At 71.3% G+C, this 15,791-nt stretch carries 12 protein-coding genes; 10 read left to right on the top strand and 2 right to left on the bottom strand.

Annotated elements, in window-relative coordinates; all coding sequences use genetic code 11:
* Window positions 1–43: 43 nt before the first annotated feature.
* On the bottom strand, window positions 44–3,037 hold the full coding sequence (locus AC6JA9_RS00640) for a protein kinase domain-containing protein (protein ID WP_497958931.1): 2,994 nt from the start codon (window positions 3,035–3,037) through the stop codon (window positions 44–46).
* Between the two features lie 266 nt (window positions 3,038–3,303).
* On the opposite strand from AC6JA9_RS00640, the gene AC6JA9_RS00645 reads away from it, so the two are divergent.
* From AC6JA9_RS00645 to AC6JA9_RS00680, 8 genes are all read left to right on the top strand, one after another.
* On the top strand, window positions 3,304–3,714 hold the full coding sequence (locus tag AC6JA9_RS00645; protein ID WP_408888500.1) for a hypothetical protein: 411 nt from the start codon (window positions 3,304–3,306) through the stop codon (window positions 3,712–3,714).
* 251 nt (window positions 3,715–3,965) lie between these two features.
* Window positions 3,966–5,450, top strand: coding sequence for a CoA-acylating methylmalonate-semialdehyde dehydrogenase (gene mmsA, locus AC6JA9_RS00650; RefSeq protein ID WP_223749390.1), 1,485 nt, complete (start codon window positions 3,966–3,968; stop codon window positions 5,448–5,450).
* A 49-nt stretch (window positions 5,451–5,499) separates the two neighbouring features.
* Window positions 5,500–6,753, top strand: coding sequence for a GTP cyclohydrolase II (locus tag AC6JA9_RS00655; RefSeq protein WP_223749389.1), 1,254 nt, complete (start codon window positions 5,500–5,502; stop codon window positions 6,751–6,753).
* Window positions 6,746–7,957, top strand: coding sequence for a URC4/urg3 family protein (locus AC6JA9_RS00660; protein ID WP_426748576.1), 1,212 nt, complete (start codon window positions 6,746–6,748; stop codon window positions 7,955–7,957). The genes AC6JA9_RS00655 and AC6JA9_RS00660 overlap by 8 nt, the downstream gene beginning before the upstream one ends.
* 31 nt (window positions 7,958–7,988) lie before the next feature.
* Window positions 7,989–8,627 carry a uracil phosphoribosyltransferase gene (gene upp, locus AC6JA9_RS00665; RefSeq protein WP_141329226.1) on the top strand — a complete coding sequence of 213 codons (639 nt, stop codon included), beginning with the start codon at window positions 7,989–7,991 and terminating at the stop codon, window positions 8,625–8,627.
* 164 nt (window positions 8,628–8,791) lie between these two features.
* The gene (locus tag AC6JA9_RS00670) at window positions 8,792–10,066 is read left to right on the top strand and encodes a DUF4215 domain-containing protein (RefSeq protein ID WP_497958932.1); all 1,275 of its coding nucleotides are present in this window, start codon (window positions 8,792–8,794) and stop codon (window positions 10,064–10,066) included.
* A 420-nt stretch (window positions 10,067–10,486) separates the two neighbouring features.
* Window positions 10,487–11,044 carry an MXAN_0125 family MYXO-CTERM protein gene (locus AC6JA9_RS00675; RefSeq protein ID WP_223784279.1) on the top strand — a complete coding sequence of 186 codons (558 nt, stop codon included), beginning with the start codon at window positions 10,487–10,489 and terminating at the stop codon, window positions 11,042–11,044.
* Between the two features lie 377 nt (window positions 11,045–11,421).
* Complete coding sequence (locus AC6JA9_RS00680; protein WP_426748574.1) at window positions 11,422–12,852, top strand: EGF domain-containing protein; 1,431 nt, start codon at window positions 11,422–11,424, stop codon at window positions 12,850–12,852.
* Window positions 12,853–13,078: 226 nt separating this feature from the next.
* Here AC6JA9_RS00680 and AC6JA9_RS00685 read toward each other — a convergent pair whose 3' ends face one another.
* Window positions 13,079–13,390, bottom strand: a complete 312-nt coding sequence (locus AC6JA9_RS00685) for a helix-turn-helix domain-containing protein (RefSeq protein WP_223749385.1) — start codon at window positions 13,388–13,390, stop codon at window positions 13,079–13,081.
* A 391-nt stretch (window positions 13,391–13,781) separates the two neighbouring features.
* On the opposite strand from AC6JA9_RS00685, the gene AC6JA9_RS00690 reads away from it, so the two are divergent.
* On the top strand, window positions 13,782–14,294 hold the full coding sequence (locus tag AC6JA9_RS00690; protein ID WP_223784280.1) for a hypothetical protein: 513 nt from the start codon (window positions 13,782–13,784) through the stop codon (window positions 14,292–14,294).
* A gap of 138 nt (window positions 14,295–14,432) precedes the next feature.
* On the top strand, window positions 14,433–15,791 hold the full coding sequence (locus AC6JA9_RS00695) for a CapA family protein (protein ID WP_267698713.1): 1,359 nt from the start codon (window positions 14,433–14,435) through the stop codon (window positions 15,789–15,791).

Below are 15,791 nucleotides of genomic sequence, written 5' to 3' on the forward strand. Positions count from 1 at the left end.
GGACGCTAGCACGCCCCGGCGGGGGTGCCACCTTCCACGCGTGTCACCGCTTCCGGGGGCGCACCAGCGCGCGCACCGGCCGCGCGGCCTTCTTCTCCTCGGGCAGGGAGGAGAGGAAGCCGTCCACCTCCCCCGCGCGCTCGGGCAGCTCCGCCTGGGTGAACCACCCCTTGGCCCGCGCGGCCTCCTCGCGCGCCTGGGGCACCTGCCCCGTCCGGGCCAGCGCCTTCGCCAGCGCGAAGCCGGACTCCGCCAGCGCGTCCGGGGGCGCGTCCGGGAAGCCCACGGCCTCGCGCAGCGGCTTCACGGCCTCGTCCGCGCGGCCCAGCCCGAGCAGCGCCTGGCCCACGCCGTCCAGGGAGAACTGCAGCTTGTCGTCGCCCGCGGGCAGCACCTTCTGCTTCATCGCGAGCGCGCGCTCATACGTCTTCAGCGCGTCCTCGAAGCGGCGCAGGCCGAGCTGACACATGCCCAGCTCGTCGAGCGCCTCCGCCAGCTTCAGGTTGTCCGCGCCGTAGATGGCCTGGAGGATGTCCGCCGCCGCCTGCGCGTGGGGCAGGGCCTTGTCGTCCTGCCCCTGCTCGCGCAGCGTCATGGACAACAGGCCGTGGCGCCGGGCCACGTCGGGGTGCTGCGGGCCCATGGCGGCGGTGGTCTTCTGGAGCGCGTCCTCCATCAGCCTCAGCGCGAGCGCCGAGTCACCGAGCGAGTTCACCACGTGCGCGAGCAGGAACGTGGTGCGCGCGCGCTTGGGGTGCTCCTCCGGCAGCGCCCTCGCGTAGAGCGCGCGGGCCTCCTCCACGCGCGCCTTGGCCACGTCGTACTGCTCCTGGGTGATGGCCAGGTTGGCTTGATTGACGCGCACGTCGCCCAGCAGCACGGCGTCTCCGCCCATGCGCTCCAGGGTGGCCTCGGCCAGTTCGCCCCAGCGCGCCGCGGGCTCGAAGTGCTCGAGTCCATCCTCCACGAAGAGCAGCTTGTTGAGCGCCGTCACCTTCAGCCGGTCCGCGTGGCCGGCCTCCGCGTCGAACACCGCGCGCGACAGCAGCTTCGCGGCCTCGGCGGACTCGCCCGTCTGCTCGAGCAGCCAGCCGTTCAGGTACCGCGCCTCGGAGCGCAGCGGCAGGTAGCCGGTGGCCTCGACGGGGGCCATCAGCGGTTGGATGGCCTCCAGGGCCTGGGGGTGTCTGCCCGCGTCCATGAGCGCGCGCACGTGGGAGAGCTTCTCCTCCAACAGCTCGATGTCCGCGCGGCGCAGCGGGTCCGAGGGCCGTCGCTGCGCCGAGGCCAGCGCCTCCGCGTCCTCGCACTCCCACAGCGAGGGCAGGGCGAGCGCCGCGTCCAGCGACTTCTCCACCATCGCCGCGTCCGCGCTCGACAGCAGCTCCACCGTGGCGCGGAAGTCCTTGCGCCGACGCTCCAGGCACACGAGCTGCCGGTCCAACTGCTCCTCGGGCTTCACGCCCTGCACCTGGGTGGCCTCGCACGCCTGCACGCGCTGCTGCTTCCACGCCTGGGCGTAGTCTTCCAGGGCGTGCGTCACGCGCTCGGCCATCGTCTTCGCGAAGGGGCGGCCCGTGGCCTCGAACGCGGTGGCCAGCTTGTCGCGCGTGGAGGACGACCACGCCTCGTCCATCTGCGCGCCCGCGTCCACGCACGTGCGTGACTGGTGCCACACCGCGCCCGCCGTCAGCGCGAGCGTGGTGCCCAGCGCGCCCGCCGCCGTCGCCCACCGACGGCGCTGCAGCCGGTGGTGCTCCTGGGACAGCGCCTCCAGCAGCGCGGACATCGAGGGGAAGCGCTGGTCGGCCTCCAGCGACAGGCCGCGCAGCACGGCGTCGCGCACCCAGCCGGGCACCTTCGAGTCGCGCGGCGGCTCGCGCACCGCGAGCGGAGGCGGCCGCGTGGAGGAGGTCGTCAGGGCGCCCCGGGGCGTGGCGAGCGACTCGGTGCGCCCGCCGGCCTCGACCATGCTGGAGATGACGTAGGCGCGCACGCTCCCCGGGTCGAAGGGGCGCGCGCCATAGAGCGCGCCGTACAGCGCGGCGCAGAAGCTGAACTGGTCCGTGCGCCCGTCCAGCGTCGCGCCCCGGAACTGCTCCGGGGACATGTAGTTGGGCGTGCCCACCAGCGCGCCATGTCCGGTGAGCGTGGTGTCCAGCATGCGCCGACCGGAGGCGAGCGTCTCGCGGGTCTCCTCGGGGAGCGGGTCCTCCTCGCGCAGCTCGCCGATGGGACGCGCCAGGCCGAAGTCCATCACGTACACGCGGCCCGCGCGGCTGATGAGCACGTTGGCCGGCTTGAAGTCGCGGTGCACCAGCCCCGCCGCGTGCGCGGCCTCCAGGCCCCGGCCCGCGTCCACGTAGCGCGTGAGGATTTCGCGCCACGAGCGCGGCGACTCCTTCAGCCACGACGCCAGCGTGCCGCCGTCCACCAGCTCCATCGCGACGAAGACCTGGTCGCCCCACATGCCCACGTCGAACACCGGGATGACGTGCGGGTGGGAGACGCGCGCCATGGCCTGCGCCTCGCGCAAGAGCCGCGCCCGCGCCTCCTCGGACTCGTCGTGGCGTCCGTCCGGATGCAGCAGCTTGAGCGCCACCTTCCGGTCCAGGTCCGGGTCATAGGCCGCGTACACCACGCCCATGCCGCCCTGGCCCAGTCGGCGCAACAGCACATACCGGCCCACCTGGGAGAACGGCGGCGCCCGGCGGCGCGCCTCGTCCGGCCCCGTGGCGGAATCGTCACCGTGGGAGCTCGAGCCCACATCCCGATCTCCAGTGCCATAGGAGCGCGAGCCCGCACCTCGGGCCCCCGTCCCGTGGGAGCCCGCGCCCGGGCCCTCCGCGCCCAGGGACGCCGTCCCCTCGAGCTTGTCGCCCGTGCCCAGGGACATCGTCCCTTCGGGCTCGCCGCCCGTGCCCAGGGACATCGTCCCTTCGAGCTTGTCGCCCGTGCCCAGGGACATCGTCCCCTCGTCCTCGCCGCCCGTGCCGGCGGAGCCCTCGCCCCTGTCGCCTGTGTCGTTCTTGGTCATTCCTGGCGCACCCTTCCCCCGAGTGTACCCAAGCTCCTTGGGACTCCCAGGTTCTCGCCGCCTCGCGTCAGTCGCCTGGCTGCTCCAGGACAGACGCGCCGACCGGGCGCGAGGTGTCCGCCGGGACCTCGTGCCCTCGGGTGAGGTCGGAGCACAGGCCGCGATGTGGGAAGGTCGCACCTGCGCGAAGGTCCCTCCAAGACCCCACGTCGACGGCGCCCAGGTCCTTGTGCCCACGCGAGGGAAGGCGCGAGCCTGGGTGGGCCATGTCCATCCGCAAGGACTACGTCGAGCGTCTCATCGAGCAGTTCGCCGCCGCGCTGGCGCGACTGCTCAAGGCCCGCCACGAGAAGCGCTTCGCCGACGCGGCGGCGCTCATCCGCTCGACGGCGCTCGACACGTTGGGGATGGAGTACGCGGCCCTGCTGATGGTGGACGCCGCGTCCACCGCGCGCCTGCTGGGCGACCCGCTGCGCGTGAAGGTGCTCGCGCGACTGGTGGCCGAGGACGGCGAGCTGCACCTGGAGCAGGGCGACTCCCAGAGGGCCACCGAGCGCTTCGAGTACGCGCTCGCACTGTATGCCGAGGCGCGCCACCTGGGCCTCCCCCATGACGCGGAGGACTCCGCCGTCCTCACCCGCCTGCGTGCGTGGTTGGGTCCCGGCGCGAGCGCTTGAAAGACAACACTGTCGCCTGAGTCCGCCCGCACCCGTCAATGAATGACGCGGCGCGGCCCATGACGCCATGCATTGAAGACCCCATGGGATGCCATTGCGGGAGGGGGTCCTCTTCCCGACAGGTGGAGTGCTGGGGTGCAGGACAGTCGCCCGGCATTCTGGCGGGCGGCCCCGGGGGTGGGTTGCGGTGATGTCTGTGTTCGCGGCTACGATGAAGCGCACGTCCTCGTTGCCATGTCTGGGGTGTGCGCTTGTCGTTCGTCGAGCTTCCCGAGAGCGTCGTTCCGTGTCGAAACCTGGTGGGAGGCGAGTGGCTGCTGCCGCCGGGCGCGACGCTGCTGGATGTCCGCAGCCCCTACACCGGCACCGTCATCGGCCGGGTTCCCCTCACGCCCGCGGACGGTGTCGCGCAGGCGGTGGAGGCCGCGCGTCCCGCCGCCGCGCTGTGGAGGAGCCTCTCCCCGCGCGAGCGCACCCAGCCCCTGTTCCGCTTCCGGAGCCTGCTGGAGCGGGAGCTGGACCGGCTGTCGAACCTCGCCGCGAGCGAGGCGGGCAAGACGGTGGCGGAGGCGCGCGCCGGCGTGCTCAAGGGCCTGGAGGTGTGCGAGTTCGCGCTGTCCCTGCAGAACCTGGACAGCGGCGCGCACCTGGAGGTGAGCCGGGGCGTCACGTGTGAGCTGCGCCGCGAGCCCTTGGGCATCGTCGCGGGCATCACCCCGTTTAACTTCCCGGCGATGGTGCCCATGTGGCTGTTCCCCATCGCGGTGACGCTGGGCAACGCCTTCATCCTCAAGCCGTCGGAGAAGGTGCCCCTCACCGCGTGCGCGCTGGGCGAACTGATGCGCGAGGCGGGCTATCCCCCCGGCGTCTTCTCCGTCGTGCACGGCGGGCGCGAGACGGTGGACGCGCTGGTGGAGCACCCGGACGTCAAGGCGCTGGCCTTCGTGGGCTCGTCGGCCGTGGCGCGGCAGCTCTACGCGCGCGGAGGTGAGCGCGGCAAGCGCGTGCTCGCGCTGGGCGGCGCGAAGAACCACCTCATCGTCGCGCCGGACGCGGACCCGGACCTCACCGCGCAGGCCGTGGTGGACTCGTTCACCGGCTGCGCGGGCCAGCGCTGCATGGCGGGCAGCGTGCTCCTGGCGGTGGGCGACCTCGAGCCCTTGCTCCAGGACATCGCCCGGCGCGCCGCCCGGCTCGAGGTGGGCCCCGGCATGGGCGCCATCATCGACAAGGGCGCGGTGGAGCGGCTGGAGGCGGCCATCGCCCGCGCGGCGTCCGAGGGCGCGCGCCTCACGCTGGACGGGCGCGGCAAGCGTCCGGCGGGCGAGCAGTGGGCCGGCGGCAACTGGCTGGGCCCGTCCATCCTGGACCACGTGCGCCCGGACATGGAGGCCGCCAGGCGCGAGCTGTTCGGCCCGGTGCTGTCCATCATCCGCGTGCCCACGCTGTCGGCGGCGCTCGCGGTGGAGAACGCGTCCACCTACGGCAACGCCGCGTCCATCTTCACCACCAGCGGCGCGGTGGCGCAGGCGGCGGTGGAGGGCGTGCGCGCGGGCATGGTGGGCGTCAACGTGGGCGTGCCCGTCCCGCGCGAGCCGTTCTCCTTCGGCGGCACCGGCGAGTCGCGCTTCGGCCACGGCGACATCACCGGCGTCTCCAGCCTCGACTTCTGGACGCAGCTCAAGAAGGTCACCCGCAAGTGGTCGGCTCGCACCGACGGCTCGTGGATGAGCTGAGCGTTCCTCCCGCACGAGCTCCAGTCGCGCCCGCAAGGAGGGCGCTCCCATGGCAGACAAGAAGCCCGTCAACTCCATCCGTCTCACCTCCCATCCGGATGGCGACACGCCCAGCGTGCCCATCCGCTGGGGCGAGGTGGATCCGCTGCGCCGGGGGCCCGTGGTGGCCACGCTCACCGAGCCCGGCCACCGCAACGTCATCGGCACGCACGCGGGCTCCTACGCCGTCTACCGCGCGCTCGCCGTGGCCGCGGGCATGCTGCCGCAGGACCACCGCGCGGACCTGAAGGACACCTCGCCCGCCGCGGAGATTGGGCCCCATCCGTCCTGGAGCAACCCCGACCGCATCGTCTCCCTGGACCCGTGGGGCGCGGTGGCGCCGCAGGCCTTCCGCCCCTTCTACGAGCAGGGCGTCGACTTCCGTCCCACCATCGCCGTCACCCGCGCGCACATCAACCTGCCGGAGCTGCGCGACGCGGTGGAGGCGGGCCGGCTGGTCCCGGACGGGGACCTGCTCACCGCCAACGGCGACATCAAGGTGGTGAAGGCCGCGGTGGACCCGGTGTGGCACCTGCCGGGAATCGCTCGGCGCTTCGGCCTGACGGAGAGCGCGCTGCGCCGCGGCCTCTTCGAGCAGACGGGCGGCATGTTCCCGGAGCTGATTACCCGCCCGGACCTGCACGTCTTCCTGCCGCCCATCGGCGGGCTCACGCTGTATGCCTTCGGTGACATCCGCTCGGTGGCGAACAAGGACATCCCGCTGGCGGTGCGCGTGCATGACGAGTGCAACGGCTCGGACGTGTTCGGCAGCGACATCTGCACCTGCCGGCCGTACCTGGCGCACGGCATCGAGGAGTGCGTGCGCACGTCGCAGGCGGGCGGCGCGGGCATCATCGTCTACCTGCGCAAGGAGGGCCGCGCGCTGGGCGAGGTGACCAAGTTCCTGGTCTACAACGCGCGCAAGCGCCAGGAGGGCGGCGACTCCGCGGCCACGTACTTCCACCGCACCGAGTGCGTGGCGGGCGTGCAGGACATGCGCTTCCAGGAGCTGATGCCGGACGTGCTCCACTGGCTGGGCATCACCCGCATCCACCGCTTCGTGTCGATGAGCGACATGAAGCACGACGCCATTGTCCGCTCGGGCATCGAAATCCTCGAGCGCGTGCCCATCCCCGAGGAGCTCATCCCCGCCGACGCGAAGGTGGAGATGGAGGCGAAGAAGGCGGCGGGCTACTTCACCAAGGGCCCCGTGGCGGACGCGGCGGGACTTGCGCAGGTGAAGGGACGGGGCCTCGATGTCTGAGCGGCCCCTGGCGAGGACGGACGTGTCCCCGGCCGTCGCGTGGCTGCGCACCCCCGCGGCCATCCGCGAGCGCTGCCATCAGCTGCTGGACCTGGGGCTCGCCGGGAAGCTCACGCACTTCCGCGTGGAGCCCTCGCGACTGCCGGCCGTGGTGGACACGGTGCTGGCCGTCACGCGCGAGGCGTACCCCACGCTGGACATCCCGCTGCACAGTCGCTGGCGTCACTTCGACGCGGGCGGCGTCAAGCGCGTGGAGGAACTGGAGGCGCGGCTGAAGGGCGTGTCCCCCGAGGAGCGCGCGCGGGCGAAGCTGGACCTGGCCGTGGTGAGCGTGCTGCTGGACGCGGGCAGCGGCCCGAAGTGGCGCTACCGCGAGCAGGGCGGCGGCACGTGGGCGCGCTCGGAAGGCCTGGCGGTGGCCAGCTTCCGCATGTTCATGGACGGCGTCTTCTCCTCGGACCCGGACCGGCCGCTGCGCGCGGACTCGGAGGCGCTGAGCCGGCTGTCGCTCGACGCGCTCGCGCAAGGGCTCCAGGTCACCGGGGCGAACCCGCTGGACGGGCTCGAGGGCCGGCTGCACCTGATGCACGGCCTGGGGCGCGTGCTGCCCAGGCCCGGGACGCTGTTCGACCTGGTGGTGGCGCAGGGGCGCAGCGTGCGCGCCTCGGAGCTGTTGGGGCACGTGCTGGAGCAGCTGGGCCCCATCTGGCCGGGGCGGGTGATGGTGGACGCGGTCAACCTGGGCGACGTGTGGCCGCACTCGGCGCTGGGCCCGGTGGAGGGCGTGGACGCGCTGGTGCCCTTCCACAAGCTGTCCCAGTGGCTGACGTACTCGCTGGTGGAGCCGCTGGAGGAGGCGGGGCTCCGCGTGTTGGAGCTGGACGGGCTCACCGGCCTGCCCGAGTACCGCAACGGCGGCCTCTTCGTGGACCTGGGCGTGCTGGTGCCCCGGGACGCGCGGCTGACCCGCGAGGCCCTGCACCCGAGCGAGGAGCCCATCGTCGAGTGGCGCGCGCTGACGGTGGCGCTGTTGGACCGGGTGGCGGCGCTGGTGCGCGGCCGGCTGGGGATGAGCGCGGAGGAGCTGCCCCTGGGCAAGGTGCTGCAGGGAGGCACGTGGACGGCGGGGCGCAAGGTGGCCGCCGAGGCGCGCCCCGGCGGTGTGCCGCCCATCCGCGTGGACAGCGACGGAACGGTGTTCTGACAACCCGCAGATTCGACGAGGGAGGGACGCAATGGAGTTCCCCAACTGCACCGTGGTGGACCATCCACTGGTGAAGCACAAGCTGACGATGATGCGGCGCACGGAGACGAGCACCGCGACCTTCCGCTCGCTGCTCCAGGAGATTTCGCTGCTCCTGGCGTACGAGGCGCTGCGCGACCTGAAGGTCCGCGACGAGGACATCCAGACGCCCATGGCGCCCATGCGCGCGCCGATGCTGGAGGGCAAGAAGCTGGTGCTCGTCGCCATCATGCGCGCGGGCCAGGGCATCCTCGACGGCATGCTCCAACTGGTGCCCTCCGCGCGCGTGGGCCACATCGGCCTGTACCGCGACCCGGAGACGCTGACGCCGGTGGAGTACTACTACCGCGTGCCCGGGCAGCTGGCGGACCGCGACGTGGTGGTGTGTGACCCGATGCTCGCCACGGGCAACTCCGCGGTGGCGGCGCTCCAGCGCGTCAAGCGCAGCAAGCCCGGCTCCCTGCGCTTCGTGTGCCTGTTGGCCTGTCCGGAGGGCCTGGCCAACCTGCGCGAGCACCACCCGGACGTGCACGTCTACACCGCCGCGGTGGACGAGAAGCTCAACGAGCACGGCTACATCCTCCCGGGCCTGGGCGACGCGGGCGACCGGCTCTTCGGCACCAAGACGTGACGTGCGCCAATGCCTGTCATGGATGACCCCGGGTTCTTCTTGAACTCAGGGGCGTCCGTGTCTGGGATTGTCGCGCCCGCGACGTCCCGAATAGCCTCGCATCCCTCCTGGGGGCCGTGAGCCCATCCCGGGCTCCAGCCCGCCTCGGGGGGACGAGGGACACGATGATGCGCGGACGATGCGGCTGGGGCTGGGTGGCGCTGGCATGTCTGGTGGGCGCCTGTGACGTCGAGCAGCCGGTGGACGAAGCGCCGCGGGAGGAGGTCTCGCGGGCGGCCCTGGCCCCGCCGGAGCCGAACCACGCGGACGCGGTGGCCGTCTCGGGCACGTCGTCGTCGGTGTTGAACCCGGACGCGGCGGTGGGCCCGCCGGACGGCATCGCCGCGACGCTGCCCATGGACACCACGGCGGGGCTGATGCTGGACCTGGGCGAGGGGCAGGAGGCGACGGGGATGCTGACCGTCTACTACCGGGGCCCTCGCGAGGTGTCGTCGCAGTCGACGGTGCTGTTCCTGGCGGTGGACGGCAGCTACCTGTACGGGAGCACGCTGTACGTGGTGCCGCGGGGTGAGGGCACCTTCGAGTGGACCGTGTGGAACGGGCAGACCATCCCCTATCGCTATGTGCTGCTGCGCGGGGCGGCCGAGGCGCCCATCCTGGTGGACGCGGTGCGGGGCCTGCGCAACCCGGTGTGTGGCGACGGCGTCATCGACGGCTCCGAGGAGCGCTGTGACGACGGCAACCAGAGCTCCGGAGATGGCTGCAGCAGCGTCTGCTGGCCGGAGGCCGGCTATACCTGCTCGGGCGAGCCGAGCGTCTGCGCGGACGTGGACGAGTGCGCCCTGGGCACGGACACCTGCGCGCCGGAGCAGGTCTGCGTCAACACGCCGGGTGGCTTCCAGTGCCAGACGCCCGCGTGCCTGCCGCCGAACCTCCCGTGTGGCTCGGCCTGCGTGGACCCGAGCAGCTCGAGCGAGCACTGCGGCGGCTGCGGGAATGCCTGTGGTGGGGGCGCGGCCTGTCAGGCGGGCGCGTGCGTGGGCACGTCGCTGCTGCAGATTTCAGCGACCTGGAGCCGGCCCGGAGACGCGGACCTGTATGTCCGCACGCCGGGCGACAAGCTCATCCACTACAACAACCGCGGACCGGACGCGCAGACCGAGTACGGCGAGCTGGACCGGGACGAGGTGACGGGCACCGGCCCGGAGAGCGTCTTCTGGGCGAATGGCCGGATTCCGCCCGTGGGCGGCTACCGCGTCTGTCTGATGGCGGTGGGCTTCTCTCCCCAGCCGAGCCCCTCGAATCCCGTGGGCTACACCGTCCGCGTCCGACGCGCGGGCAGGCCGGAGGTCGTCTACACCGGCGCGCTCACGCAGCTGCCCTCCACCTGGGGCTGCGACTGGGGCGACCCCGCGGTGGCGTCCTTCGGCATCCCCTGAGGCCGTCGCCCCGCGGGGGCGCCGGGCCGGGCATGGTGAGTGTTGGCCATGTCCCAGCCCGGGCTTCGCTCGAGCAGGGCGCGCAGGCGTTGTCGGCGCACCCCTCCGCGAACGAGGTGGAGGCTGGGACCACCGTCGCCGTACGCAACCCGGACGCCGCCCTGGGCGCCCCCGCCGGCCTCGTCCGAGTGCACCGAGGACAGCGAGGCCCGCATCCGGGACCTTCACCTGGTCTGCCTCGCCGTGACGTGAGGTGCCTGGGCTCGCCCGAGGACCACCGGGCGGTCCCTCGCCGAGTCAGGGGACACGGTGTCTGGGTGGAGAAGGTTGCCCTGGGCAACGATGTCTGGCTCCGCTCCCTGTCAGGGGCCAGGATGCGTGCCCGCGCAGGGGCCGACATTCGAGGCGGAGGTATCGAGGATGCGAACGACGTTCATTCCCCGGGGCCTGTCCATGCGGCTGGGGTGGGTGTTGGCGACGGCGGTGGTGGTGGGTTCGGCGGGGCCGGCCCGGGCCGAGAGCGAGCCGTGTGACTGCGTCACCGAGCGACAGAGCGTGGTGTCGGAGAAGCCGTGCCTCATCATCTCCACCTACGCCACGTGCGGCACCAGCCGGGTCCGCAACGCGTGTGACGAGCCCGTGACGCTGGTGGGCTGGCCGCTGGCGGGCTGCGAGGGCGCGACGGTGTGCGACGAGGAGCTCCTGCCGAACGAGGAGGCCTCCTTCTACTTCGCCAACGACCAGCGCGCGGACCCGCTCCAGAAGGGGCAGGTCGAGGAGCGCTTCGAGGAGGAGCACTACGTCGTCTCCGTGGACGGCCAGGAGCACGACGTCGTGGTCTCCGCGAACGTGGCCTGTGTGTCGCGGGACACGCCGTCGGGCGGCTGTTCCTCCACGTCCACGGGCGGAGGGCTGCTGCTCGGAGGCGTGCTGGCCCTCCTGGGCGCGGTGCTCCGCCGGCGCCGCGTCGCGCGCTGAGCCGGCTTCGTGTCTGTCTTTGATTGAGGGGAGAGGTCCACCTGGGTGGGGTCTCCGGGTGGACCCGTGGGTCTGGCGCGAACCCCATCATCGTGTTTCGAGAAACATGTGTCTGCCGTGTTCTCGAAAAGAGAGACATGGTGGGTGTTCGTGTCTCGGAACGTGACGTGGGGGCGAGGGGTGTGTCGACTGTCTTTCGCCAGGGCGGGGTGTGGCGGCTGGCATGTCCGCTCGCGCACGGCGCGGGGGACTGCTCGCGGAAAATCGCCGCAAGAAAAAGCCGTCGTGCGTTTCTTGGAGTGAGACGGAAGTCCCCACCGTCATCTCCCTGCACGCGGGCTTTTCCGTCCAGCCAGACGAGCGGAATGGAGCAGAACATGAAGGTCAATCGTGGTGTCTCGGCGTCGCGCTGGTTGAGCGCGGTGTTCGCATTCGTCGTGGGTGGTTGTGGCGTCGCGCTCGAGGAGGACACGTTCCCGACGGAGGATGTGGTGACACGGGAGCAGGCCCTGGCCCCGAACTACGCGAACGCGGTGGTCCAGAGTGGCGTCACGCTGGTGGCCAATCCGCAGAACGCGGTGGGGGCGCCGGATGGGCAGACGGCGAACTTCCTGAGCCTGTTGGGCGGCGCGCTGACGCTGGACATGGGGCAGGGTGAGGAGGGCACGGGGCCCTTGCGCATCTACTACCGGGGGTTGTCGCTGGGGGTGGTGGTGCAGGTGGAGTTCCGGCGCGCGGACATGAGCGTCATCGCCACGGGGCAGGCGCAGCTGCTCGACGTGGGCGTGGGGACGCACTCCGCGCTGGTGCCGTACCTCCAGCCTGCTGCCTACCGTTACGTGACGCTGCGTGGCGCGTTGCTGTCGCTGTACCAGGTGGACGCGGTGGAGGCGACGGGGGGCGCGACGGGCGGGATGTGTGGGGACGGGATGGTGGGGACGGGCGAGCAGTGTGATGACGGAGGCCGGGTGGCGGGCGATGGCTGTGGCGCCACGTGCCAGGTGGAGCCGGGCTACACGTGTCAGGGCCAGCCGAGCGTGTGTCACGACGTGAACGAGTGTACCAACGGCACGGCGCAGTGCTCGCCGAACGCGTACTGCACGAACACGCCGGGCAGCTACACGTGTACGTGCCGGCCGGGCTACACGGGCAATGGCTTCACGTGTGTGGACATCGACGAGTGCGCGCTGGGGACGGACAACTGTGGGCCGGGTGAGCAGTGTGTGAACACGCCGGGGGGCTTCCAGTGCAATCCGCCGAGCTGTCCGTCGCCCAGGGTCCAGTGCGGCCAGGTGTGCACGGACTTGTCCTCGGACCCGAACAACTGCGGCTGCTGCGGCAACGTCTGTGGGGCGGGGAAGACGTGCTCGTCGGGGGTGTGCGTGGGGGGTGGCGGTGGAGGGGAGCCGCTGCGGTTCACGGCGACGTGGGGGCGGGACGGCGACGCGGACCTGGTGGTGAGGACGCCGACGGGGAAGATTGTCTCGTATGGGAACCCGGGGCCTGGGCCGAGCACGGACCAGGGGCGGTTCGAGGGGGACGTGGCGAGCGGGATGGGGCCGGAGAACGTGGCCTGGTACGAGGGGACGATGCCGCCGGCGGGGACGTACGACGTGTGCCTGAAGGCGGCCAACTTCCACCCGGCGGCGAGTGAGGCGACGCCGGTGCACTACTCGGTGACGGTGAAGCGGGCCGGGCAGGCGGACCAGGTCTTCACGGGGGCGCTGAAGCGCCAGGACGTCGGCGACGAGTGCCACCCGAAGCACCATGCCTACGTCGGGTCCATCGTGGTCGCGGGCTCGCACTGAGCGGGTGACACTACTTCCGGCGCGTGGGCACGGTGCCTGCGCGCTGGAGGGGCTCAGGGGGTGTACTCGAAGCCCTCGTAGTCGAAGGCGCGGGAGATGGCGTTCAGGTCGGCCTCCGTGCCTCCACACTCCGTCACCACGGCGCGCCACCGCGTGGACACGGTGGTCTTCATCTGGGTGATGAGTCGGCTCGCTTCGTCACGGGACAGATGGGGCGGGAAGGGATTCAGAAATCGTCGTCCAGCCGGCTGGATGCACGAGCCCGCGTGGGCTGGCGAGCGGCTTCGAGTGTCTTGCCTTCCTCGTCCCGGTCAGGGGATGCGAGATTCACGAACTCACGCTCGAGCCCCAGGGCCCACAACACCACGAAGTAGGCGCTGATAGCGGTGGTGGGGCTTCCCTCTTCGAGGCGCTTGAGAGTGCCGAGTGCGAGCCCCGTCTTCTTCGCGAGGTCTGCTTGCTTCATGCCTCGACGAAGCCGGGCGCGCCTGATGTTCGCTCCCAGGGCGATCACCGAACGGGCCACGGCGAAAGGCATCGTCTCCTGGGTCAGATTCTGGCGAGGCATGATTTTGGGCCGCTGATTTCAGTTCGGGTGGAACCAGTCTAGGAGCTTTCGGCGCGGGTTTTCATCAATCTATTGAGTATAATCCGGGTTTGTGGTCAATAGATTGGCTTCGCCAGCGCGCCTGCTCGCTGAGCGGCACAAAGCCGAAACGCTGGGACGGACGAACTCTGTCTCTTGCGAGGCGAGGACTTCTGATGAGTCGCACCTTCCTCCAGGGGGGATGTTCAGCGTGAGACCCGTGGACGGCCCGCAGCGCGGAGAGATGCGGCCGCGCTGCCGGATTGATGGGATTGCGGTGCGAGACGCGCCTAGGACCGCCAGGCCCGTTCTCTCCGGACGGGCCTGACGGGAGTCGATGCACATGCGCGCGAATCGTGGCCTGTGGATGTGTTTGTTGTCGGTGGTCCTCCTCTCGACGTCCGCGCGAGCGCAGCTCGTGCAGCTCACGTGTCCGGGCACGGAGGCGACGCACTACGAGCCGGGCGTCACGCAGACGCCCCGGACAGTGGCCTTCACGGGGCAATCCACGCTGGGCCCGTGCGTGGGACTCCCGCTGGGCGTCATCTCCGCGAGCATCCAGGTGGTGGGCTCGGGGGTGCTGAGCTGCTCGCTGGGGTCGTCGACCTTCTCGATGCGCATCGACTGGAACGATGGAACGTGGAGCACGGCCGAAGGCACGTCACTCATCAACGCCCGGCCCGCCGGAGAGATGGTCATCGTGCTCACCGGCAAGGTGACGGCAGGGCGCTTCCTGGATGCGACGGTGGTACGCACGCTGACGCTGCTCCAGACGGACCTGGCGGCCTGCTGGACCCCCGAGGGCGTCACGGATGTCGCGGGCGTGGTGACGCTCACTGTCTCCAAGCTGCTCTGACGAGGCGCGGGCGACACTCGCCGAGTCGGAACGGACTTCCTCTCATCACCCAAGAGAGACACCGGATGAAACACCGCGTCGAGCCGGCGGGTGAGGGGGATTCCGTGCGGGTGGTGGGCCTGGACTAAGCTGTCGGGCGTGCCTGCGCCTGTCTTGTTGTTGGTCCCCTTGCTGTTCGCCACCGCGCCCACCCACGTCGAGCTCGTGTTCGGCGGGGATGTGATTCCGCATGGGGAGGTGAAGACGGTGGCGCGGCTGCACGCGCGCAACGGCGCCGAGCCTCCCGAGGGTGGGCCCGCGCCGTCGCTGAACAACGACGGCTGGGACCACGTCTTCGGCCCCATCGCGGACGTGCTGCGCACCGCGGACATCGGCGTCTTGAACCTGGAGACGCCCGTCACGGACAACAAGAAGGCGGTGACGCGCGAGCTGCTCTTCAACGCGCCGTCCTCCATGGCCCGCGCGATGGCGCGCGCCGGCGTGAAGGTGGTGTCCACGGGGAACAACCACGCCAGGGACCAGCTCCCCACGGGCCTGGTGGAGACGCTGCGGCACCTGGATGCGGTGGGCCTGCGTCACACGGGGACGGGCGCGACGAGGGACGCCGCGTGGGAGCCCGTCTTCATGGACGTGCGAGGCATGAAGGTGGGCTTCCTGTCCTTCACGCGCTGGCTCAACGGCTTCAGCAACCCGAAGGAGGCCGAGGCGCCGCACGTGGCCTTCGTGCCCTACCCGCAGCACCGCTTCCACCGGGGCCTGACGACGGACGAGGTGACGCAGAAGGTGCGCGAGCTCTCGGCGCGCTGTGACGCGCTCATCGTCCTGGTGCATTGGGGCGTCGAGTACGCGGACAGCCCGCACCCGGACGACCGCAAGCTGGGGCAGGCGCTGCTGGACGCGGGGGCGCTGGCCGTCGTGGGGCATCATCCCCACGTGCTCCAGCCGCTGGAGGGCTACACCACCGCGGACGGACGGCGAGGGCTCATCGCGTTCTCGCTCGGCAACCTGGTGGCGAACCAGGACCGCTTCTATCTCCACGCGCCCAAGCCGAAGAAGGGCGTGGCGGGCGACAAGCGAGACTCCATGCTGCTGCGAGTCTCCCTGACACGCCCGAGCCCCAAGGCGCCGGTGGTGCTGGGCGACGTCGCGGTGCTGCCGGTGTGGATTGAGAACAACGCCGTGGGCCGCAAGCGCAAGGAGACGCGCAACATCCAGCCGGTGCTCATCGACCGGGAGCTGGAGGCGGTGACCGAGCGCCTGGCGACGCTGGCCGCGCGGCCCGCACCGCAGGACCAGGAGACGAAGGAGGAGCGCGCGGAGCTCGAGCGTCGGCTGGATGGCTCCCGTCATCGCCGGGAGCGAATCCTCCGAATGCTGCCCGAGGGCTTCGCCGTCGCCTCCCCCGCGCTGCGCCAGCGCGCCACCGCGTACGTCCCACCGGCGTACGTGCCGCCCGTGTATGCGCCCACCGTGGTGGCGGAGCCCGCGGGCCCCTGA

It is taken from the genome of Myxococcus sp. MH1 (assembly GCF_059738865.1).

What these genes read in the sequence shown, in the direction of transcription:
- AC6JA9_RS00640 (WP_497958931.1), bottom strand. Translation starts at nt 3,037, where the DNA reads ATGACCAAGAACGACACAGGCGACAGGGGCGAGGGCTCCGCCGGCACG.
- AC6JA9_RS00645 (WP_408888500.1), top strand. Translation starts at nt 3,304, where the DNA reads ATGTCCATCCGCAAGGACTACGTCGAGCGTCTCATCGAGCAGTTCGCC.
- AC6JA9_RS00655 (WP_223749389.1), top strand. Translation starts at nt 5,500, where the DNA reads ATGGCAGACAAGAAGCCCGTCAACTCCATCCGTCTCACCTCCCATCCG.
- AC6JA9_RS00660 (WP_426748576.1), top strand. Translation starts at nt 6,746, where the DNA reads ATGTCTGAGCGGCCCCTGGCGAGGACGGACGTGTCCCCGGCCGTCGCG.
- upp (WP_141329226.1), top strand. Translation starts at nt 7,989, where the DNA reads ATGGAGTTCCCCAACTGCACCGTGGTGGACCATCCACTGGTGAAGCAC.
- AC6JA9_RS00670 (WP_497958932.1), top strand. Translation starts at nt 8,792, where the DNA reads ATGATGCGCGGACGATGCGGCTGGGGCTGGGTGGCGCTGGCATGTCTG.
- AC6JA9_RS00675 (WP_223784279.1), top strand. Translation starts at nt 10,487, where the DNA reads ATGCGAACGACGTTCATTCCCCGGGGCCTGTCCATGCGGCTGGGGTGG.
- AC6JA9_RS00680 (WP_426748574.1), top strand. Translation starts at nt 11,422, where the DNA reads ATGAAGGTCAATCGTGGTGTCTCGGCGTCGCGCTGGTTGAGCGCGGTG.
- AC6JA9_RS00685 (WP_223749385.1), bottom strand. Translation starts at nt 13,390, where the DNA reads ATGCCTTTCGCCGTGGCCCGTTCGGTGATCGCCCTGGGAGCGAACATC.
- AC6JA9_RS00690 (WP_223784280.1), top strand. Translation starts at nt 13,782, where the DNA reads ATGCGCGCGAATCGTGGCCTGTGGATGTGTTTGTTGTCGGTGGTCCTC.